The organism is Exiguobacterium acetylicum (genome assembly GCF_022170825.1).
Classification (GTDB): Bacteria; Bacillota; Bacilli; order Exiguobacteriales; family Exiguobacteriaceae; genus Exiguobacterium_A; species Exiguobacterium_A acetylicum_B.
On the sequence record NZ_CP081878.1, the window covers coordinates 1926702 to 1947843 of the forward strand.

Sequence of the window (21142 nt, forward strand, 5' to 3'; positions counted from 1 at the left end):
TTTTGTTGTCTAGATGATAGTCGGTTTAAAGTGGTCCAGAGATCCCTTGTTTACGGATCATCATGAAGTGGGCCCCGAGCAAGACGAACAATGCTGCAGGAAGGAAGAAGACGTGAATCGCAAAGAATCGAGCGATTGTACTTGCGCCGACGATTTCTCCACCCGCAAGGAGGGTCTTCGCGATACCACCGATGACCGGAATACTTTCAGCAATCTGAATCGTAACTTTTGTCGCGAACAACGCTTTCATGTCCCAAGGCAATAGGTATCCTGTCAGACCGAGAGCTAAGACGACGAAGAACAAGAGAACTCCAACGACCCAGTTCAATTCACGTGGCTTTTTGTATGAACCAGTGAAGAAGACACGTAATGTATGTAGGAACAACATTACGATAACGACGGATGCACCCCAGTGGTGCATACCACGAACGATTTGTCCGTGTGCGACTTCGTTTTGAAGATAGTAGACGGACGCGTGTGCGTTGATGATGTCCGGTACATAGTACATCGTCAAGAACATCCCCGAAAGAATCTGGATGACGATCGTAAAGAACGTCAATCCGCCAAAACAATAAACGAAAGCTGAAAAGTTATGTGCCGGGTTGACGTGCTCCGGTACTTCATGGTCGGCGATATCTCGCCAGAGCGGCGTAATATCAACGCGCTCATCGATCCAATCATAGATTTTTTGCATCATCGCTTACGCACCTCTTTCGACTGGTTTACCAAGGTAGAGGAAACCATCTTTCTGCTGCATTTCATAACCATCGAGTGGTTTCGTCGGAGGCGTTCCTGGAACGTTGACGCCATCCTTCGTATACCGACCGAAGTGACATGGGCAATAGAATTGCTCCGGGTGCGTCGGATCTGAACCGAAGCTGACTTGGCAACCTAAGTGTTTACAAATTGGTGAGAGGGCTAGAATTTCTCCCTTTTCATCTTTGAACACCCAAGCAGACAATGTTTCTTCGAACTCATACCATGCATCTTGCGTTTGTTTCTTGAAGTCGACCCGTTTTGGTTCTGTCGTGATATCCGACAACTTCATTACTTTTACTTTATCGCCTGCTCCTGATTTCTTCAGGACTGGATCAACTGCGAAGTTGACCATCGGCATGACCATCGTCGCCGCCATGAAACCACCGACGCCTGTCAATGTATACGTCAAGAACTGACGACGTGTTACGTTAGACCCGTTTTGAGCCATCTCGATCCCCCCTTGTGATGTACGCTGTGCCCCAAGACGACAGTACTTCACACAAATTTCTCACATGGTAATAGTATCTTAATAAAATCATTGCGTCAACCGCTTCATAGCGCGGTCCAACGGTTTCCTAACTGTTCTAGAACTTGTCCAACAAAATTCCCGACCATCTGACCTTGTTGGTCACGACTCATCGTCTCAAGAGCTAGACGTGGCACGTAGATAATCTCTTCGGCGGCAGTCTCCTTCCACCTTAAATCAGCGGTGATGAAGGTGATGAAACGGAATTGCCCGGAAGCAGCCGCTTGACGCCATCCTTCCAACTGTCCGATCGACGGTGCATCGATGTAAGTCATGGCAGGAACGAGCAAAGCCCGCCCAGATAGCTGGCGTTCGACTTCGGACGCCACCGTCAATGTCATGTCTGCGCATTCCGCATAAGCATGCATCGCCTCATCGAAACCGACCGGAAGCAAAGGCACGATCAGCGTATCGATGTACGCTTGCTCGCTTCGTGTCCGCTGTACGTCGGATGGTTTGAAACGCAAGTCATTTCCCCCTTTCTTACGTACTTACAATTCGTCACATTTAATGTATCATATCCGCATTTCCTCCCGCCCTCTTAATGTGAACGTTTTATGAAATTCCACTCTATTTTTCTTCATATTTTGCACAAATCTTCACATACGAAAAGGACCTCATCACCTTCATGAGGCGATAAGATCCTTCGATTAAGGAAGTTGACTTCGAACGAGCCGTAACTGTTCGGAAAGGGAGTGGAAACGGTGTTGATCGCGTGCATCGAGTGCTTCATCAATCAAGCGGACCAATCGTTCTTCTTCCTGCCGATTAACTGTGACCGCAATGAAATGCGTTGCCTCATCTGCTAAGCGCGGTTCAACAGCAACCTCTGGGCGAAATGGATTCTCTTCGAGAAGAGACAGATATTCATCATCCATCATCATACCTTGGAAATTTAACTCGATATAAATGTCTTCCGACGTCAGGCGAATGTCATGATAGGCTTTTTCTGGATCGAGCGTCGTGACATCTCCTTTTTTGAAGAGAAACGGTTCTGCATCGAATCCATATGTCGTCATGATGATCGCTTTCGGAGCGAACGTCGCATTTTGAACGAAGTGAACCTGCTCGAGTTTTGCTTCATTGCGCAACCAGTAATCGATGATCCATTTCGCTTCCCGTCGCTTTAATGTGTAATAGGTCAAGATGCGGCGTAAGAATCGCTGCTTTCTCTCTATCATCTCAATCCTACTCCCTTCTCCCGTGAAGTCATCCATCCATTCGTTCAACATAGTCGACGAGTTCGTTATCTTCTGGTGTCAACTGGGCAGCACGACGGAGAAGACGTTGTCCTTCTTCACGCCGACCTTCCTCGACGAGTGCAAAACCATACTCTTTCAAGAAGAGTGCGTCTTCTGTAAATGCGCCCTCGACTATCGCATAATTCTCCATCGCTTGTGTATATTCCTCTAAGGCATATAATGCACGCGCCCGGTACCATGTTAGAATCGGAGCCGTCACGTGTTCTTCGATGGCTGAGATCGTCTCAATCATCGCTTCATGGTCCTCATCTTCAGCGAGTAACGACAGCAAACGTTCCGCAGCAACGATCGATTCCGGATTCAAGGCAAGCGCCTCACGCAGAGCTTGGACACTTCCTGCGCGATCACCGAGTTTCAGAAGGAACAAGGCTTCCATCGTCCGCAGCTCGTCATTGTAATCGTCGCGTTCCATCCCTTGCTTGATCACGTTTAGTGCTTCTTTTGTCAGACCAAGTTCGGCTTGGCTTTCCGCATATGGAACGTACGCAGACGTATAATCCGGATCCTGTGCAATCAATTGTTGGAATGTCTCAACCGCTTTTTGATGTTGCCCGACTCGGTGAGCCGTCATCGCAAGACCAAACAGCGTATGCAAGTCAGATCGTTCCGCCACCGCACGTTCATACAGTGGAATCGCATCTTCAAACTGCCCTGTCATCGCGAGTGACTCCGCATAAAGCGCATCGAGCGGCAATTCAGCACGTAACTCCGGGCGTTCTGCGATTTCAGCGAATAATGGTACCGCTTGATCGAAGGCTCCAAGCGTCATATAGAGCTCAGCGAGTCCGTACGCGAGCAACGGCTCTTCCGGTGCCAGATTGCGCGCTTCTTTCAATTTCGCTAATGCCACTTCGTCGAGTCCTTGTGACTGATAGAGATCCGCAAGTAACACGAGCGAACGGGGACCGTATTCCATGTCCGACGTATCAACCTGCTCGAGCACGGAAATCGCTTCCTCTTCGCGATCCAAATCGATATAACACTCTGCCAGTAACAAGGCAACTCCTGCGTTACCCGCGTATTCGACATAAAGCGGAGCTAAGAGATCAACCGCCCGGTCAGATAATCCGAGTTCGATATAGAGATCGGCAACGGCGAGGCGGTCCTCATCCGTACCTGTCTTTTCAAGTTGTTCTAATGCTGCTAAAGCTTCCGAAGTATGACCATGTTCCAATTCTTCGATGATGCCATTCAATAATTGTTCATTCAAGGCAAGCGCCCCACTTTCTGTTATCCACCTGTATCTTATTCAGAACGGTCGGATTGAAGTTTCTTTAAATCATCATAGAACGTTGGGTAGCTGACTTCAACTACTTCGCGTCCATGAACCGTAATTTCCGGGTTGATCGTCGCCGCAATCGTCAACATCATCGCGAGCCGGTGATCGCCTGCACTATCCACTTCAGCTGCTTGCAAAGGTGTTGGACCTTCGATGATCATGCCGTCATCCGTCGCTTCGATGTTTGCCCCGAGACGTTGTAATGCCGTCACGACCGTCTCGATCCGGTCCGTTTCCTTAACGCGGAGTTCTTCCGCATCGCGAATGACCGTTCGTCCTTCCGCTTGTGTCGCAAGCAGAGCAAGTAGCGGGATTTCATCGATCAAGGAAGGGATCTGGTCCCCTTCGACCGTGATCGCTTGCAGCGATGTCGTCTCAACCGTCACGTCTGCCGTCTCTTCGCCGCCCGCTTCCGAGCGATGATCGATTTCGACACTTGCACCCATTTGTCGTAACGTCTGTAAAAAACCGACACGCGTCGGATTCATCAAAACGTGTGTCGTCGTGATGCGACTATCTTGACCGATGGCGGCAGCAGTCCACCAGAATGCAGCTGACGACGGATCACCTGGAATGTCGAGTGACGTCGCTTGCAGACGAACAGGACCTTGGAGGCGAATATGACGACCATCTTCGAAGTCGTCAATCGATACGTCGACACCAAATTGTGGCAACATCCGCTCCGTATGATCGCGAGATAAAATCGGCTCGATGACTGTCGTTTCTCCTGTCGCATGTAGACCCGCGAGCAAAACAGCACTTTTCACTTGAGCACTCGCAACCGGTAACGTATACGTCGTTCCGACTAGTGGAGTGCCTATGATACGGAGTGGTGCGGTTTCACCAGTTACGTTCGCCCCGAATAAGGCAAGTGGTTCCGTGATCCGTTTCATCGGACGTCTGCGTAAGGAAGCATCTCCATCGAGCGCATACGTCGCTTGACCGCCCGCTAATATACCACTCAAGAGACGAATCGTCGTCCCTGAATTTCCGCAGTCGATCGTCGCTTCTTGAAATGTATCCGTTCCGGTGATCCGAATTTCCTCTGGTGTTCGCTCGATTTGTGCACCAAGTGACTGCATCGCTTCTAGTGAAGCGAGACAATCGGCTCCTTCGAGTGCATTTCTAACACGTGTCGTTCCTTCAGCAATTCCTCCGAACAAGAAGGCGCGATGTGTCATTGATTTATCGCCTGGTACTTGTACTGTTCCTCTTAAGCCCATTCTAAACACCTCACAGTTTGATTAAATGCTTGGCGCAATCGTTCTTCGCTCATCGCCTCTAGAACGAATCGTCCTTCTTTCTCAAGAACGAATCGAATCGTTGCGTGTTGGTTCTTTTTGTCGCGACGCATCAGTTCAAGATACGTTGCAAATGATTTCCGCTTCGGTAATACCGTACCGAGACGGTGGAGCAATCGTCCGAGTTGTTCCGCCTGCTTTTCGTTTCCTTCAAGGAATTTGACGAAGACGAGTCCAATTCCTACTGCCTCTCCATGCGCAAGACCAGGACTCGCATATTCAACAGCATGACCGAACGTATGCCCATAATTCAAAAACGCCCGCATCCCTTGTTCGGTCTCATCTTGCTCGACGATGTCGCGCTTGACACTGATGCCGCGAGCAAGCCAGTTTTCTAAATCGAGCCCTTTAATATCTTCCAGCGAGACATCAAATAACGTGTCTGCAAACGATGGACGTGCGAGGAAGCCATGCTTGACTAACTCAAAGAAGCCACTTCGCCATTCCCGGTCCGGTAATGTCTGAAGAAGCGTCAAATCATACACGACACCACTCGGTTGATAAAATGCACCGACCAAGTTTTTCCCAAGGGCTAGGTTCAGACCAACTTTTCCACCAACACTTGAATCATGCGCTAATAGTGTCGTCGGAATTTGAATGAACGGGATACCACGCAAGAAAGTGGCGGCGACGAATCCTGCTAAATCGCCAATCATGCCCCCACCAAATGCAAGGATGATGCTGTGTCGCGTCATTTCGAATCGGATTCCTTCTTCTAATAACGAACCATAGACCGCTAACGACTTACTCTGTTCCCCAGCCGCAACCGTGCTAATATGAACAGCTGTCGAAACAGATGTAGCTGCTAACGCCTGTTGTAATGTGTTCAAGTGCAACTGATGCACCGTTTCATCCGTGATGATCCAGATCCGATCCGCAGCTTGAAGCGCCGGGAGATGCGCCAAGCGCGATAACGTACCGGTTCCGATAAGTACGGGGTATGACGCCTTCAACCGAATATCGAGCTCGATCAAAACGTCCGAACCTCCTCTTTGTAGGCAGCGACAGCAGCTTGAAGACGATCAAGTGTAGATGTCCCGAACATTTCAAGGATCGCGACCGCAATCTCAAACGCAACGACGGCTTCTAGGACGACGGATGCAGCAGGGACCGCACAGGCATCACTTCGCTCGATTTGTGCCGTGAATGCTTCCTTCGTCTCGATATCCACTGATTGAAGTGGACGATAGAGCGTCGGAATCGGCTTCATCGCTACTTGGACCCGAATCGGCATCCCTGTCGACATACCACCTTCGATTCCACCTAAATGGTTGGTTCGTCGCTGATACCCTGATGCATCATGAATGATTTCATCTTGGACAGTACTACCCTTACGACGACCAAGTTCATATCCATCCCCAAAGCCGACTGATTTCATCGCATTGACACTGATGACGGCTTGTGCGATTCGACTGTCGAGTTTGAGATCGTTTTGCGTGAAGGAACCGACGCCTGGCATCATGCCCGTCACGACGATTTCAATCTCCCCCCCGAGTGTATCTCCTTCTTTTTTAGCTGTATCAATTTCTTCCATCATCCTTTGTCCTGCCGCCTCATCTGCACAACGAACAGGTGAAGCATCGATTGTTTCCTGATGTTCAACTGGATCCTTCCAAGGTGCGTCGATGCCGCCAATCGACCGTACGTGCGAGAACACTTCGATCCCGAGTTCATGAAGTAATTGTTTAGCGAAGGCGCCGACGGCTACACGTGCTGCCGTCTCACGAGCTGAGGAACGTTCAAGTACGTCGCGTAGGTCACGATGACCGTACTTCAATCCACCGACGAGATCAGCATGTCCGGGACGTGGACGTGTCAGCGTCCGAGGACGCTCTAGTTTTTCTTCTAGCGGTTCTGCCTGCATGACTTGAGTCCAGTGCGTATGATCCTTGTTTTCGATGAACAAACTGATCGGTGATCCCGTCGTGTATCCATGACGAATCCCGCCACGTGCATCAATTTGATCTTGTTCGATTTGCATCCGTCGTCCGCGTCCATATCCACCTTGGCGACGTGTCATCTCGCGCTGAATGGCTTCGAAATCAATCGTGAGTCCTGCCGGCATCCCATCGATGATGACGGTCAACCCTTTTCCGTGTGATTCTCCTGCTGTCATGTAACGCATTCGCTTCATCCCTTTCTGTTCAACCGATTTTTTCGTAAAAGAAGCTTTGCTTCATCTTTAATCCAAATCGTTCCGGTTGGAAAATTTGCTCCGTTCCGCCAACGAATAGGATACCGCCCGGCTTTAAGGCCTCGACGAACGAACGATAGACATGTGCTTTCGCTTCTTCCGTAAAATAAATCAGTACGTTGCGGCAGATGATTAAATCAAACCCCGTATCGTACCGGTCTCCTAATAGATTATGTTTACTAAAACGAACGAGTCGTTTAATTTCCGGCACGACTTCAAACGTCTGCTCCTGCTCGATGAAATATTTCTTTTTTCGCACCTCTACGACTTCATTCAAAGCGGAGGCGCCGTATCGACCAAGCTTTGCCTTTTCAAGGACAAGATCATCCAAATCCGTTGCTTGAATCGTAAAAGCGGACGGGTCGAGTCGTTCACTTAAGATCATCGCTAAGGAGTACGGTTCTTCTCCGGTCGAACAAGCTGCACTCCACGTCCGGATGCGTCCATGTGCTCGTGACTCTAGGAGCGGTAAGATGTCTTGCTCTAATTGTTGCCAACGTATCGGATTGCGGAAAAATTCACTGACATTGATCGTCATTCGATCTAAAAACTCTTCGTATAACGATGTGCTCTTATCCATTGCCTGCATATAAGACGCAAATGTACTGTAGCCTTTTTTATCACGTAACGCTGTCAATCGTCGTTTCATCTGTGCTTCTTTATACTGACCGAGATCAATCCCTGATTTGGTCTTGAACCGTTGAATGAAAAGTTCATAATCTTCCAATTGGCACACCTCGCTCACTCTCGATATCGAATGGTCATCTCCATGACCGCTTCAACTTATTTTCTATAGTAGCATAAAGCTATAGGCATTCCAAAAAGCAATTAAGTAATCTGGTCATTCCGTTTTATAAGAATACGACAAAAGGGATTCGATCAGATCGAATCCCTTCCCCGTTGTCTTTTTTTTCATGTATTACGCGTTGACTGGCTGTCCTTGAAACCAAAGCGCAAGCTCACGCTCCGCACTTTCGATACTGTCCGAACCATGAATGACGTTCTCACTCATCGTGTTCGCAAAATCACCACGAATCGTTCCAGGTGCTGCTTCAAGTGGTTTTGTCTTCCCGATCATCAAACGAGAAACGGCAACGACGTCTGCGCCTTCGACGCGAAGTGCGACGACAGGACCCGATGTGAGGAAAGTGACCAACTCTCCAAAGAATGGTTTCTCAGCATGCTCTTCGTAATGTGCTTTTGCAAGCTCTTCGGTAACATTCATCATTTTCATTTCCCGAATGATAAACCCTTTGCGTTCGATCCGTCCGATGATTTCCCCAATCAATCCACGTTCTACGCCATCCGGTTTAACCATTAAAAATGTCTGTTCCATCTCTAGTTCCCCCTATGAAATGCTTTTAGAAAAGCGCTTACATAGTAAGTTTAATGGCTTTTGAAAAGAACAGCAAGAAATTTTTTACAATCTTCAACCTTTTCGTTTTCCAACGTAGCGCGCTACTTCTTCAAGCGAACGCTTAGCTGAGGATTTAGGTAATGGTTCAAGACGTTTGATGGCACGATGGATATAATGATCGACCGTCTGTTGCGTCCGTTCGAGGGCACCTGAAGTTTGAAGAAACGATAGTAAGGGTGCTACTTCTTCATGTGTTGGCATGCTCTCGATTTGCGAAAGACGTTCATAAAAGGCAGCGTTCTCTGCACCATAAAAGACGGGTAATGTTTTATGTCCATGACGCAGGTCCTCTGCTACCGGCTTACCGAGTTCTGTACGGTTCGCTGTGAAATCAAGCAAGTCGTCAGCAATTTGAAAAGCGAGTCCGATATCTCGCCCAAACAACCGTAACGCTTTCGTATCGGCTGCAGAACAATTCGCAACAATCGCACCAAGATGACAACTCGCCTCAATGAGAATAGCTGTCTTTCGTTCAATTCGTTTGATATATCGTTTAATCGACTGTTCCCAATCGTATTGGTCATAGATTTGCTCAATCTCACCCTCACAAATTTCACGCATCGTATGAACCATGACTTGGACAAGTTCCGGCTTGCCGACCTCACCAATCAATCGGACGGCTTCTCCGAACAAATAATTACCCGAATATAGCGCCACTTCCTCATCAAAATATTGCATGACGGTCGGTTTTCCTCGACGTAGTTCCGCGTCATCAATGACATCGTCGTGGACGAGTGATGCCATATGGACAAGTTCAAGGCTTGCCGCTACACGAATCAGTTCATCTCGATCTGCCTCACCGAACTTGGATGCGAGCAATACGAACGCTGGTCGAATCCGTTTCCCACCAGCTTTCAGCAGTTGTTTTCCTGCCGCATCGATTGTTGGTTCTTCAGAAGCGATATGACTGATCAGAAAGCGATCGACTAAATTAACTTCCTTCGTGACATCACGGTAGATGGAATGCAGTGACATCTCACCACTTCTTCCCAAGGTGCATCGCAGCAGCCCCACCCGCGAATGCTTTGACTTCCACTTGCATGAAGCCTGCCTGTTCGAAGAGTTGTTTCAGTTCGACGCGGTCGAGGAATACTTCCGTCGATTCTTGTAGCCAGTTGTATTGGTCATATGATTTTGCAAGCAGGCGACCGACTTGTGGCATGATTTTTCCGAAGTATAACGAGTACGCTTCGCGGAAAATCGGAGCAGTCGGTTGACTCGTCTCAAGACAAACGACCGTTCCACCTGGTTTTAAGACACGATGCATCTCTTTGATGACTTGAAGATAATCTGGTACGTTCCGTAAGCCAAAGCCAATCGTGACGTAATCAAACGAGTTGTCACCAAATGGTAGATCCATCGCGTTCCCGTGGATCAACTCGATGTTTTTCATATCGAGCGCTTCTACCTTCTCCACACCGACTTTTAACATGTTCTCTGAAAAATCGAGTCCTTTGATGACACCCGTCGGACCGGCTGCTTTCGCTAGTTGAATCGTCCAGTCTGCCGTTCCACAACAAAGATCGAGACATTTGGCGCCAGGGAAGACTTGCATTCGGCGCATCGTCTCGCGTCTCCATAATTTATGCAATCGGAAACTGATGACTGAATTCATTTGGTCGTAGTTCGTTGATATCGATTGGAACACTTCATATACTTTTTTTTCTTTATCTTTTGTCTGCACACCGCTCACCCTTTCCAAGATCTTATGCAACCGCCATCTGTTCGAGATGCGATAACAGTAATTTCTGTGCGACTAGATCTAATTGTTCTGCCTGTTGCTGAATGATCTGTCGCCCTTGTCGTGTCAGCCATTCTCGTTTGGTGATTGTTGCGAGTCCTTGCATTAATCCGAACTCTGCCGTTAACCATAAGAGAACCCGTTCTTCCGTCGATGCATAATTCATTTCGTGTAAGGCACACTTCGCTTCATTGACACGTTGAATGGTCCGTCCGAATGAGACGAGAATCTCTTTTGGCAACCCGGCTAACTGTTCGAAGAAGTAGCTCGAAAATAGATCTCCTGCTAATACAAGAAGCTGTCGCTCCTTCGAACCACGTAGCGTCTCATTGACACGTTCATGTAGACGTAGCGCGACTTGTGCGAAGTGAATCGCTTTGACGAGTGCTTCAACATCCAGCGTGTCATGCTGAGCGACATCAATCAACCAACTGATCTGTTCACGATCGATGGAAGGGAAATCCACATGTCGAGCCAATCGTGTCGTTTGTTTAGTGGTGAGTGCAGTGATGATTTCATCCACGCGCAGCTCATGTTGTTCCATGCTTTTACCCCCCGATCTCCAGTGCCATCTCGTTGATGGACGTTCTTCTTTTTTAATATACCATAATCGGCGGGTTTTCACGCTTCTGAATGTCCACAAAAAAGCCGCCCGAGAAAATCTCGGGCGACTATGTAGCCGGATTACTTCACAGCATCTTTCAATGCTTTACCTGGTTTGAAGGCAGGTACTTTGCTTGCTGGAATCTCGATATCTTCTTTCGTACGTGGGTTGCGACCTTTACGGGCTGCACGCTCACGGACTTCAAAGTTACCAAATCCAATCAATTGGACTTTTTCTCCAGACTGAAGTGTCTCAGTGATCGATTCGAATGTTGATTCGACAACTTTCGTCACGTCTTTTTTCGTAAGACCTGATTTTTCGACGACTGCTTGAATGAGTTCAGTTTTGTTCATTACTTTCACCCCCTCCCAATCACTTCTTCGAGGGTAATCATACCCCATAAACGTTGCTATTACAACATTTTCGTGTAAATAACGTTCAATTTTCAGATTCTTCGATCGATTCCTCTGAAAACACAGGTTCGCCTTTTTCGTTTATCGTGTAGCTTTGGGAATAGGCAGGAACAAAAGGTTGATCTTCATAGAGCAAATACCGAATATCTTGACCAACTTTCGGCTTTTTCTTCGCAGTTTGGACAGCTTTCTTCAACTCTGGTAAATAGTTGATGAAGAGTCGTCCTTGACCATCGACATAGATCGATAATTTTTCATCCGAGTACGGACTTGGGACAGTCGGTTCCTTTTTGATGAATAATTTTTTGTAGTCAAGCGTAAACTGGTTCTTACCAAACGATCCTTTGAAGGGATACTTATCATTCTTTTTCCGATAAGCATCGATTCGGACTTGGAGCTTTTGTAGCTCTTCCGCAACAAGTAAATCCATCAACTTAACAGTCGGTTTCGTCTCGACATCGACTAACAAGTAGATGAACGTTCCCCCACCTTCAAAACTATTCGATGGTGGATCGCTCATATAACGCGGTATTAACCGCCCGAGTTCAATTTGGTACCGCTCCATGAGCGGTGTATCTGCCTCCATCGTTTTGATTGGTAAAACACCTGTGTCTTTTTGGTAAGCCTCAACGGCCTCCTGAACGGTACGTAATTGTTGCGGATACGGCACACGGTTCGACGGCTTCTGACTGTCTGGAAATAGACAACCGGACAACAACGTCACCGGTATGAGCATGAGGATGACAAACCACTTCTTCATGCGCTTGGCCCCGCCATGACGATGAATACCATGATGATCGACGCGACGATGAAACAGACGAATGCCAAGGTCGATACGAGAACCTGCCATATCCCTTTCAACTTCGTCCGACTGACCGTAACCAGCAAGACACTGATCGCAAAGAGTCCGATGCCAGCGAACGAAATCCACATTTTTATTAATCCTGGACTCAAGGTTTCCACCCCACTCCGTTAATCTTTCGTCGTGAAGAGATGCTCGATTTCATTTTTCTGTGGTCGTTGCATCAACTTTTTGACTTCTTCTTCCGGTGTATGACCGTCAAAGAGAACATGATAGAGGGCAGAAGTGATCGGCAATTCACACTGTTTCGTCTCCGCCAAATCATACGCTGCTTGAGTCGCACGAACGCCTTCAACGACCATTCCCATGTTTTCAAGCACAGTCTCTAATTTTTCCCCTCGACCGATTGCATTCCCCGCACGCCAATTTCGACTATGAACCGATGTACACGTAACGATCAAGTCACCCATTCCCGTCAAACCAGTGAACGTCATCGGATTAGCTCCAAGTAACGTACCGAGACGAGCAATTTCGACCATTCCACGCGTAATCAAAGCTGCTTTCGCATTGTCTCCATAACCGAGACCATCCGTCATACCTGCGGCAAGAGCAATGATGTTCTTCAGGGCACCACCCAGTTCTGCTCCGATGATGTCCGCATTCAGATAGACACGGAAGTTTTCGTTCGTGAACAATTCCTGTACACGACCGGCCTCTTCTAAATCATCTGATGCGATCGTCACTGTCGTTGGTTTACGTAATGCGACCTCTTCGGCATGCGAAGGACCTGTCAATACACAAACGGCTTTACGTTTCGCAGGATCGACCTCTGCTTCGATTAATTCTGACAATCGAAGATGTGTCTTTGGCTCGATCCCTTTCGATGCATGGATCAAAACAACTGGTTCCGTCAGCAACTCATTGAGTTGACGAGAAACCGCTCGAATGGCGGATGACGGTGTCACAATCAAGATATGCGTTGCTCCATCAACCGCCACTTTGAGATCCGTCGTCGCCTTCAGTGATTGCGGTAACACGACACCCGGCAAAAACTGCGCGTTTTCATGATGTTCATTGATGCGGTCGACGTTTGTTTGTTCACGACCGTAAAGCATGACTTCCTGATCATTATCGGCTAAGACGAGCGAGAGGGCTGTTCCCCAACTTCCCGCTCCGATGACAGCGATTTTGGTCATACTGACTCACCTCATTATTGTTTTTGACGAGCTAAAATCCGAATTGGTGTACCTGTAAAATCAAATGCTTCCCGAATCCGGTTCTCGAGATATCGTTTATAAGAGAAGTGCAGCAATTCTGGATCATTGACGAACAAGACGAACGTTGGCGGACGTGACGCGACTTGAGTCGCATAGTTAATCCGAAGACGAACTCCTTTATCTGTCGGCGCAGGGTTCATCGCGACAGCATCAACGATGACATCGTTCAAGACGCTTGTCTGAATCCGTTGGGCATGACTGTGCGCTGCTTGTTGAATGACCGGTAACAACGTCTGCAAGCGACGTTTTGTTTTCGCTGAGACGAAGACGATTGGTGCATAGTCAAGGAATCGGAATTCTTCCCGAATCTCCTCTTCCATTTTCTTCATCGTCTTATCATCTTTTTCGACAGCATCCCATTTGTTGACGACGATGACGATCGCACGTCCTGCTTCATGAGCATAGCCGGCAACTTTTTTATCTTGTTCAATGATACCTTCTTCACCGTCAAGCACGACACAGACGACGTCTGCCCGCTCGATTGCTTTTTGTGCACGCATGACACTAAAACGTTCCGTCGATTCATAGACTTTTCCTCGTTTTCGCATCCCTGCCGTATCAATGATGACGTATTCTTGTTCATCTCGCGAAAACGGTGTATCAATGGCATCACGTGTCGTACCTGCGATGCTCGAGACGATGACACGTTCTTCACCAAGAATCGAGTTCGTCATACTTGATTTCCCGACATTCGGGCGACCAATCAAGGCAAACTTAATCGTGCCTTCATCGTATTCCAACTCTTCTTTATCTGGTGCTAGTTCAAGGACACGGTCCAGTAAATCACCGAGACCAAGACCATGCGTACCAGAAATCGGGAACAAGTCTCCGAATCCAAGAGAGTAGAATTCATACATTAAATCACGCATTTCAAAATTATCCACTTTGTTGACAGCTATGACGACTGGTTTGTTCGAACGGAATAACATGTTCGCGACTTCCTCATCTGCTGCTGTGATTCCTTCGCGTCCGTTCACCATGAAAATGATGACGTCCGCTTCATCAATGGCGAGCTCCGCCTGATGACGCATCATTTGAAGTAGGGGCTCATCCCCAACTTCGATTCCACCTGTATCAATCAAATGAAAATGACGATTCAGCCATTCTCCAGTTCCGTAAATACGGTCGCGGGTAACGCCTGGCTTGTCTTCTACGATTGAAACCCGATCTCCAATCACCCGGTTAAAAATCGTCGACTTTCCGATATTTGGGCGACCTACGATCGCCACGACTGGAATTGCCATCCCAACACCTTCTTTCTCTTCTCTCGCTTCATAGCCGTTCTATTGTATCAAATCAAACTCTCATATACCATAACAAACCGCATATAAAAAGCGGACACGCTTGTGTCCGCTTTGTGTCATTGCTTATTCTTTCTTGTCAGAATCGTCCTCAGTCAAGTCAGCGACCGAGAAACCTTCTGATTGATTCGTATAATCCGAGTAGTCGTCAGCGGATGATTCTTCCTCTTCAAGGACACGTGTTGACAGCGAAATCTTATGCTCATCGAGACGCACTTCCAGTACTTTCGCTTCAATTTCTTGCCCTTCTTCGAGTACTTCCGAAGGCGACCCGATATGACGGTTTGCGATTTGTGAAATATGCAAAAGTCCTTCTACTTGCGGCGCAAGTTCGATGAAGGCACCGAACTGGACGAGACGACGCACACGTCCTTTGACGATATCGCCAGCTTCGATCTTCCCTTCCATCTGTTGCCATGGACCAGGTTGTGTTTCCTTGATCGATAACTTGACCTTTTCCGTATCACGGTCGACACCAAGTACTTTGACTTCGACTTTTTGACCTTCCGTGACGATATCTGAAGGACGTTCGACACGGTGGTGTGCCATCTCCGAGATATGAACGAGACCGTCGACGCCACCGATATCAACGAAAGCACCAAAGTCCGTTAAACGTTGGACTGTACCTTCGAGGATTTGACCTACTTCTAAATTTTCGAGTGTCTCTTTTTTCTTCGCGTTCAATTCGCCTTCAACGACGGCTTTGTGCGAGAGAATGACACGGTTCTTCTCTTGATCGAGTTCAACGACCTTGACTTCAATCGAACGACCGATATAGTCCGAGAAATCCTCGACGTAATGCCGCTCAACAAGTGACGCTGGAATGAACCCTCGAACACCGATATCAACAACGAGACCACCTTTGACGATGTCTTTGACGACAACTTCAAAGATTTCGCCTGATTTATACTTTTCTTCTACTTGCTCCCACGCTTTGAGCGCGTCGATTTCTCGTTTTGAGACGACGACCTCTTCATCCGTGATTTTCTTGACCTTCACTTGTAGTTCATCTCCGACGTTCAACACGCCGCGAATGTCATCGAGATGGAGACTCGATACTTCGCTAATCGGTAAGATGGCTTCTGTTTTATATCCGATATCAATGAGTGCTTGCTTGTCTTCAATTTTCACGACCATTCCGGTAACTACCTGGTCCCGATGAATTTCAAAATCAGGCATATCTTTCATTTCTTCGACCATTCCAAAACAACCTCCTCACGATGAGTACAAGAAACGCCTGACATATGTCAATGCGTTTATCCTGCTTCTAACTTCTTACAATTCTGACTATTTGTCAAGGTATTAAGCGTGATTGAAGTAGACGGATTTGATTTCGTCCATGATTCGGTCAGAAATCGATTTCGCTGCGCCGCGTTGATCGCGTAAATCCGAAATATCAACCGGTTTTCCGATCGCGACGTGCATCCGTTTAAATGGACGATATGATCCGATGATGGCAATCGGTAAAATCTGAGCAGTCGATCGTAACGCAAAGAACCCGACACCCGGTTGAGCTGATGTGAATTCACCTGGTGCAGAACGTGTTCCTTCCGGGAAAATACCGACCGTCTCATCCGAATTCAACAGCTCAATCGTTCGTTTCAAGGCTTGACGATCTCCTTGACCGCGACCGACGGGATATGTTCCTGCCGCAATCATCAACTGTTTTAAGGCAGGAACTTTAAACAATTCTTCTTTTGCCATGTAACGAACCGCACGTTTCGGTGGAATCGCACTGACGAGGAAGACCGGATCCCAGTTTGAACTGTGATTGGCACAGACGAGTAAAGAACCGTCCTTTGGGATGTTCTCTTGCCCCGTCACCTTCACTCGGAAGACTGTTTTGGCAATGACCCAGACAACGAACCGCGCAATTCGATAAACGGTATCTTGACGTTTCATTTTAAAACACCTTCTGTTAGTTCCATCAAACGCACGACGACATCATCAATCGTCATCTCTGTCGTATCCAGATAAAGCGCATCGTCAGCTTGGCGTAATGGCGAGACTTCACGCTCACTGTCTCGTTTATCACGTAACGCGATCTCGTCTTGAAGAATCGTGAGGTCACTATCCATCCCACGCGCGATGTTTTCGCGATGTCTACGAGCTGCACGCTCTTCCACGGTCGCTGTTAAGAAGACTTTTAATTCCGCCTCCGGTAACACGACTGTACCGATATCACGTCCATCCATGACGATGCCACCGTGTTCAGCTAATTTCCGTTGTGCTGTAACAAGCGCAGCCCGGACTTCTTTTTGTCGAGCGACGAACGAGACATTATTCGTGATCTCGATCGAACGAATCGCATCCGTCACTTCGCGATCACCAATAAAGACACGTTGCCCGTTTTCGCCTGGTGTTAAACGAATATCAAGCGATTTCATCAATTCGCCGAGCACTTCACCATTGTTGAGATCAAGCGATTGTTCAAGTGCTGCCAGCGTCACGGCCCGGTACATGGCTCCTGTATCGATATATACATAGTCAAGGCGCGCTGCCAATTGTTTTGCGATCGTACTTTTTCCAGCACCCGCTGGTCCATCTAAAGCAATTTGAATCTTTTTCATCATCCATCCTGTCCTTCCATCTTCCCCATGATTGATAGGGATTCATTCTTCCGAACGTTATCATAGCAAAAAAATACGGTCAGGTGAATGGATTCATGCCCCTTCTTGAACTTTTCATTTGCATTTGATAACAATGACGCAATACAAGTTCACGACTTCGATCAGGAATCATCGTAAATTGGAACGCTAATTCATACCTTTCTTCGCGACGATCGATTCGAACGAGCTCAGCAACGACGTCTAGAGTACTTGATACCCCTTCACCGGTAGGTAGGATGAATGTCATCTCTACCTCTTCGTCTTTTTGAATCGGTAGTTGATCCGACAATATCATCATTCCACCTGCTGATAGGTCAAGCGTCACCGTCGTGAACGGTTTGAATTGCGTTTTATGCGGATGTACGGCGACGTCCAAAATTTGAGGCACTCGGACGAACTGACGCCGTTGGATCCGCTCGATTTGATCGTCCTTCGGTCGTCTTAAAGCATATCGTTGACCACGAAGTGGATCATTTTGTCGTTCGACGACTACTGTATCAAACCCAAATAATTTACCTTTCTCCTTGAAGAAATAAAAAGATACTTCCTCCTGCTCTGACAAGATGAATGTTTTGAGCGTCGCGACCTCACTCGGCGCTTCAATCCAAATCAACCGGTTTGTCACGGCCGTCACCTTTGAGCGCCCCTGCCGATCCTCACTATTCGAAAGCATTACCAAATCCCCGATTTCCATCATACTACTTCGCTCCTACTCTCTATTTGATGCCATCTGAATGTTGCTTGTTTCGTTTAAATCGTCGATTCAAACGATTGGCACCTCGTACTTGAAATAATCCAATCGTCCATAAGATGACCATGAAGACGATTGGCAAAAAGGATATACCACCATTTTCCAATATTAACAAATTAAATAAGATATGCGCAAATACCGGAAGCGCAATTGAGAGCGACAACCATCGATAAGGATGAGGCGAAAATTTTGCCATCCCCATGAAGAATCCCATGATGACCGCAAACAAGGCGTGACCGGATACGGGCAACAAGGCTCGGAAGAGCATATGTTCAACCGTTCCGTTCACCATTAGATATAAAATATTCTCAAGCGTTGCAAATCCAAGAGAACAGGCGACTGCATAGATGATGCCGTCATAATAATCATTAAAACGTTGATGAATATAAACCGTATAAAAGACGACGAACCATTTAGCGAACTCCTCCGTGACTGCTGTTCGGATCAATTGCACCTCTTCACGTCCACCAAACTCTGTCTGGACAATGTAATCGATGAACATCAAAGGAAAGACGAGTAAAATGCCAAAGATGAAGCTACGAAGGATATATCCGACTGGCTCCGATTCATGTTCGTGACGTAGGTAAAAATAAGTTAGGAGTGCGATACCTGGGGCAACTCCGGAGAAAACGATTTGAACCACGCTTCCTCTCCCCCTTTCTTCCTCTTAATAAGAATAAAGGTTTCTTGAAAAAAAGAAAACGTCCTCGTTGTTTCAAAAGGGAAAAAGGTTACAATATGGAAGAACAAATCGAATCCGTTATAGAAAGTAGGTGAAGGTCTTCTGTCTTTTGACACAGACCCTTTAGCATGAAATCATTATTACTCATTCATACGGGTGGAACGATTGCCATGGCACAAGATCATTCTGGTCACGTCTTACCAAATGATATCAATCCACTCGATGCTTCACTCCCACGAGCAACCGATATCGCCAACATCACGACGCGTCACTTCGCAAATTTACCTTCTCCGCATATGACACCTGACATCATGCTCCGTCTAGCGCATTTCATCGAGGGAGAGCTCGCGAAAGAACACTATGACGGCGTCGTCATCACCCACGGTACGGATACGCTTGAAGAGACGGCTTACTTCTTACATTTGACACTCGGGGCACCTGTTCCGATCGTCTTGACGGGAGCGATGCGTTCTTCTAATGAAGTCGGCTCCGATGGCGAGTTTAATTTGATCACAGCCCTTCGTGTTGCTGTCAGTCAAGCTGCTCGTGAAAAAGGTGTCCTTGTCGTCTTCAACGGGGAAATTCATTCGGCATTCAATGTCACGAAAACGCATACGTCATCCGTTGATACGTTTAAATCCGTTCATTTCGGAAATCTCGGGATGGTGACGAAGGACCATGTCTACTTATTCAATACACCGCTTCTGAAGCAAACACATATGGTGACGTCGCTCTCAAAACGGGTTGCGGTTTTAAAAGTCTATGCCGGCATGGAACCGGATCTATTGCTTGCTGTCAAACAACTCGGTTATGACGGACTCGTCCTAGAAGTTCTCGGTCAAGGGAATGTTCCTCCAAGTATCGTTGATGCGATTGCTGAATTAATTACCGTCATGCCGATCGTCATCGTCAGTCGCTGTTTTAACGGAATCGTTCAAGACGTTTATGGTTATACGGGTGGAGGACAACAATTAAAAGAACTCGGCGTCATTTTCTCGAATGGTCTGAATTCACAAAAAGCGCGGCTTAAACTGATGGTCGAACTCGAAATCGATGCGTCACAACCAGAACTTGAAGAATCATTCCGCGTTGAATAAATGAAAAAACCTCTCGATCCGGAAAGTAGATGTCCGGATCGAGAGGTTTTGTTTAGGCTTGGATTGATGCACCACGTAATCGTTCGACAAGATGATTTGCAATGTTTGCACCGTGAAAACGCCCATTTTCAATGAATATTTTATTGGCGTCATATCCTGCTGCCACGACACCTGCAATATAGATACCAGGTACGTTCGACTCCATCGTCTCTTCATCATGACTCGGAATTCCGGTCTCGCGGTCGATCGTGATGCCTGTGTCAGCGAACAAACCGACGTCTGGTGTATATCCAGTCATCGCAAATACAAAGTCGGCACGGACGGTCCGGTTATCGCCATCTATTTGATAAACGACCTCTTGCTCCGTAATTTCTTCGATCGTTGCATCAAAAATCATCTTGACCTTTTCTGAACGAACGAGTGATTCGAAGTTCGGTAACACCCATGGTTTGATGGACGGACTATACTCCGGTCCGCGGTAAAGAACGGTCACACGCGCCCCCGCTTTTTCAAGTTCGATTGCTGCATCAACACTTGAATTCTTCCCACCGATGACGACGACATCCTGATCAAAATATGGATGCCCTTCCGTGAAGTAGTGCGATACATGAGGTAATTCCTCTCCAGGGACGTCCATTCGGTTCGGTAAACCGTAATAGCCTGTCGCAAGCACGACGGAGCGCGCTTCCCGGCACCTCTTTTCCCCGGAACGTTCTGAATGGATGATGAAATGATCGGCTTGACGGTCAATTTTCTCGACTGTCTCAAATGGACGAATCGTCAACTGTTTTCGTTTGACGACTTCTCGGTAGTAGACAAGAGCATCGAGACGTCGCGGTTTTAATTCCTTATTGATGAACGGTACACCACCGATTTCTAATTTTTCACTACTTGAAAAGAACGTTTGATGTGTCGGATAACGATAGATCGCTTCGACAATATTTCCCTTTTCGAGCACTTCGACGTCTAGTCCTCGATCTTGCATTTCGATCGCTGCAGATAACCCACACGGTCCAGCACCGATTACGATACAATCTAACATTCGAATATCTCCTCTTCCGGTTGCTTTTTTTATATCTTAGCAAATCTCACCCAGAGACGAAAGAAATTGCAACAGGAAAACACCC

The 21142-nt window shown here is 47.3% G+C and carries 25 protein-coding genes; 1 reads left to right on the top strand and 24 read right to left on the bottom strand.

Going from position 1 to position 21142, the window contains the following annotated elements; all coding sequences use genetic code 11:
- Window positions 1-25: 25 nt before the first annotated feature.
- The 23 genes from qcrB to prsW form a co-directional block, all read right to left on the bottom strand.
- A complete protein-coding gene (qcrB, locus tag K6T22_RS10255) occupies window positions 26-697 on the bottom strand; it encodes a menaquinol-cytochrome c reductase cytochrome b subunit (RefSeq protein WP_012370658.1) in 672 nt (223 codons plus the stop codon).
- A gap of 3 nt (window positions 698-700) precedes the next feature.
- Window positions 701-1207: a ubiquinol-cytochrome c reductase iron-sulfur subunit gene (locus tag K6T22_RS10260; protein ID WP_238236946.1), complete on the bottom strand. Its 507-nt coding sequence runs from the start codon at window positions 1205-1207 to the stop codon at window positions 701-703.
- 104 nt (window positions 1208-1311) lie between these two features.
- The gene (locus tag K6T22_RS10265; RefSeq protein ID WP_238236947.1) at window positions 1312-1752 is read right to left on the bottom strand and encodes a DUF2487 family protein; all 441 of its coding nucleotides are present in this window, start codon (window positions 1750-1752) and stop codon (window positions 1312-1314) included.
- A gap of 183 nt (window positions 1753-1935) precedes the next feature.
- A complete protein-coding gene (locus tag K6T22_RS10270; RefSeq protein WP_029342003.1) occupies window positions 1936-2466 on the bottom strand; it encodes a ReoY family proteolytic degradation factor in 531 nt (176 codons plus the stop codon).
- 28 nt (window positions 2467-2494) lie between these two features.
- Window positions 2495-3757, bottom strand: coding sequence for a tetratricopeptide repeat protein (locus tag K6T22_RS10275; protein ID WP_238236948.1), 1263 nt, complete (start codon window positions 3755-3757; stop codon window positions 2495-2497).
- A gap of 35 nt (window positions 3758-3792) precedes the next feature.
- Window positions 3793-5049 (bottom strand): 3-phosphoshikimate 1-carboxyvinyltransferase, encoded by a 1257-nt coding sequence (aroA, locus tag K6T22_RS10280; RefSeq protein ID WP_238236950.1) that lies wholly within the window; start codon window positions 5047-5049, stop codon window positions 3793-3795.
- Window positions 5040-6101, bottom strand: a complete 1062-nt coding sequence (gene aroB / locus K6T22_RS10285) for a 3-dehydroquinate synthase (RefSeq protein ID WP_238236951.1) — start codon at window positions 6099-6101, stop codon at window positions 5040-5042. The genes aroA and aroB overlap by 10 nt, the downstream gene beginning before the upstream one ends.
- Window positions 6098-7252 carry a chorismate synthase gene (gene aroC / locus K6T22_RS10290; RefSeq protein WP_238236956.1) on the bottom strand — a complete coding sequence of 385 codons (1155 nt, stop codon included), beginning with the start codon at window positions 7250-7252 and terminating at the stop codon, window positions 6098-6100. Before aroC ends, aroB begins: the two co-directional genes overlap by 4 nt.
- 19 nt (window positions 7253-7271) lie before the next feature.
- Window positions 7272-8048, bottom strand: a complete 777-nt coding sequence (locus K6T22_RS10295) for a CheR family methyltransferase (RefSeq protein ID WP_238240099.1) — start codon at window positions 8046-8048, stop codon at window positions 7272-7274.
- Between the two features lie 192 nt (window positions 8049-8240).
- The gene (gene ndk, locus K6T22_RS10300) at window positions 8241-8657 is read right to left on the bottom strand and encodes a nucleoside-diphosphate kinase (RefSeq protein ID WP_238236958.1); all 417 of its coding nucleotides are present in this window, start codon (window positions 8655-8657) and stop codon (window positions 8241-8243) included.
- A 93-nt stretch (window positions 8658-8750) separates the two neighbouring features.
- Window positions 8751-9713, bottom strand: a complete 963-nt coding sequence (locus K6T22_RS10305; RefSeq protein ID WP_238236959.1) for a polyprenyl synthetase family protein — start codon at window positions 9711-9713, stop codon at window positions 8751-8753.
- Window position 9714: 1 nt separating this feature from the next.
- Window positions 9715-10422 carry a demethylmenaquinone methyltransferase gene (locus K6T22_RS10310; protein WP_238236960.1) on the bottom strand — a complete coding sequence of 236 codons (708 nt, stop codon included), beginning with the start codon at window positions 10420-10422 and terminating at the stop codon, window positions 9715-9717.
- Window positions 10423-10444: 22 nt separating this feature from the next.
- Complete coding sequence (locus tag K6T22_RS10315; RefSeq protein WP_238236961.1) at window positions 10445-11023, bottom strand: heptaprenyl diphosphate synthase component 1; 579 nt, start codon at window positions 11021-11023, stop codon at window positions 10445-10447.
- Between the two features lie 140 nt (window positions 11024-11163).
- Window positions 11164-11436: an HU family DNA-binding protein gene (locus K6T22_RS10320; RefSeq protein ID WP_012370671.1), complete on the bottom strand. Its 273-nt coding sequence runs from the start codon at window positions 11434-11436 to the stop codon at window positions 11164-11166.
- 85 nt (window positions 11437-11521) lie between these two features.
- Entirely contained in the window at window positions 11522-12256 is a 735-nt protein-coding gene (locus K6T22_RS10325; protein ID WP_238236962.1) for a hypothetical protein, read from the bottom strand.
- Complete coding sequence (locus tag K6T22_RS10330) at window positions 12253-12429, bottom strand: DUF2768 domain-containing protein (protein ID WP_034786022.1); 177 nt, start codon at window positions 12427-12429, stop codon at window positions 12253-12255. Before K6T22_RS10330 ends, K6T22_RS10325 begins: the two co-directional genes overlap by 4 nt.
- A 39-nt stretch (window positions 12430-12468) precedes the next feature.
- Complete coding sequence (locus K6T22_RS10335) at window positions 12469-13494, bottom strand: NAD(P)H-dependent glycerol-3-phosphate dehydrogenase (protein WP_238236963.1); 1026 nt, start codon at window positions 13492-13494, stop codon at window positions 12469-12471.
- Window positions 13495-13508: 14 nt separating this feature from the next.
- The gene (gene der, locus K6T22_RS10340) at window positions 13509-14819 is read right to left on the bottom strand and encodes a ribosome biogenesis GTPase Der (RefSeq protein ID WP_238236965.1); all 1311 of its coding nucleotides are present in this window, start codon (window positions 14817-14819) and stop codon (window positions 13509-13511) included.
- Window positions 14820-14942: 123 nt separating this feature from the next.
- Window positions 14943-16076, bottom strand: coding sequence for a 30S ribosomal protein S1 (rpsA, locus tag K6T22_RS10345; protein WP_050677442.1), 1134 nt, complete (start codon window positions 16074-16076; stop codon window positions 14943-14945).
- A gap of 102 nt (window positions 16077-16178) precedes the next feature.
- Window positions 16179-16778, bottom strand: a complete 600-nt coding sequence (locus K6T22_RS10350; protein ID WP_238236966.1) for a lysophospholipid acyltransferase family protein — start codon at window positions 16776-16778, stop codon at window positions 16179-16181.
- A complete protein-coding gene (gene cmk / locus K6T22_RS10355; RefSeq protein ID WP_238236971.1) occupies window positions 16775-17449 on the bottom strand; it encodes a (d)CMP kinase in 675 nt (224 codons plus the stop codon). The genes K6T22_RS10350 and cmk overlap by 4 nt, the downstream gene beginning before the upstream one ends.
- A gap of 76 nt (window positions 17450-17525) precedes the next feature.
- Window positions 17526-18182 (bottom strand): flagellar brake protein, encoded by a 657-nt coding sequence (locus K6T22_RS10360; RefSeq protein ID WP_283205680.1) that lies wholly within the window; start codon window positions 18180-18182, stop codon window positions 17526-17528.
- Window positions 18183-18201: 19 nt separating this feature from the next.
- Window positions 18202-18879 (bottom strand): glutamic-type intramembrane protease PrsW, encoded by a 678-nt coding sequence (gene prsW / locus K6T22_RS10365; protein WP_238236978.1) that lies wholly within the window; start codon window positions 18877-18879, stop codon window positions 18202-18204.
- 167 nt (window positions 18880-19046) lie between these two features.
- Here prsW and K6T22_RS10370 point away from each other — a divergent pair, with 167 nt between their 5' ends.
- Window positions 19047-20015 carry an asparaginase gene (locus tag K6T22_RS10370; RefSeq protein ID WP_238236980.1) on the top strand — a complete coding sequence of 323 codons (969 nt, stop codon included), beginning with the start codon at window positions 19047-19049 and terminating at the stop codon, window positions 20013-20015.
- A 52-nt stretch (window positions 20016-20067) separates the two neighbouring features.
- Here K6T22_RS10370 and K6T22_RS10375 read toward each other — a convergent pair whose 3' ends face one another.
- Entirely contained in the window at window positions 20068-21057 is a 990-nt protein-coding gene (locus K6T22_RS10375) for a YpdA family putative bacillithiol disulfide reductase (protein WP_238236988.1), read from the bottom strand.
- Window positions 21058-21142 lie beyond the last annotated feature (85 nt).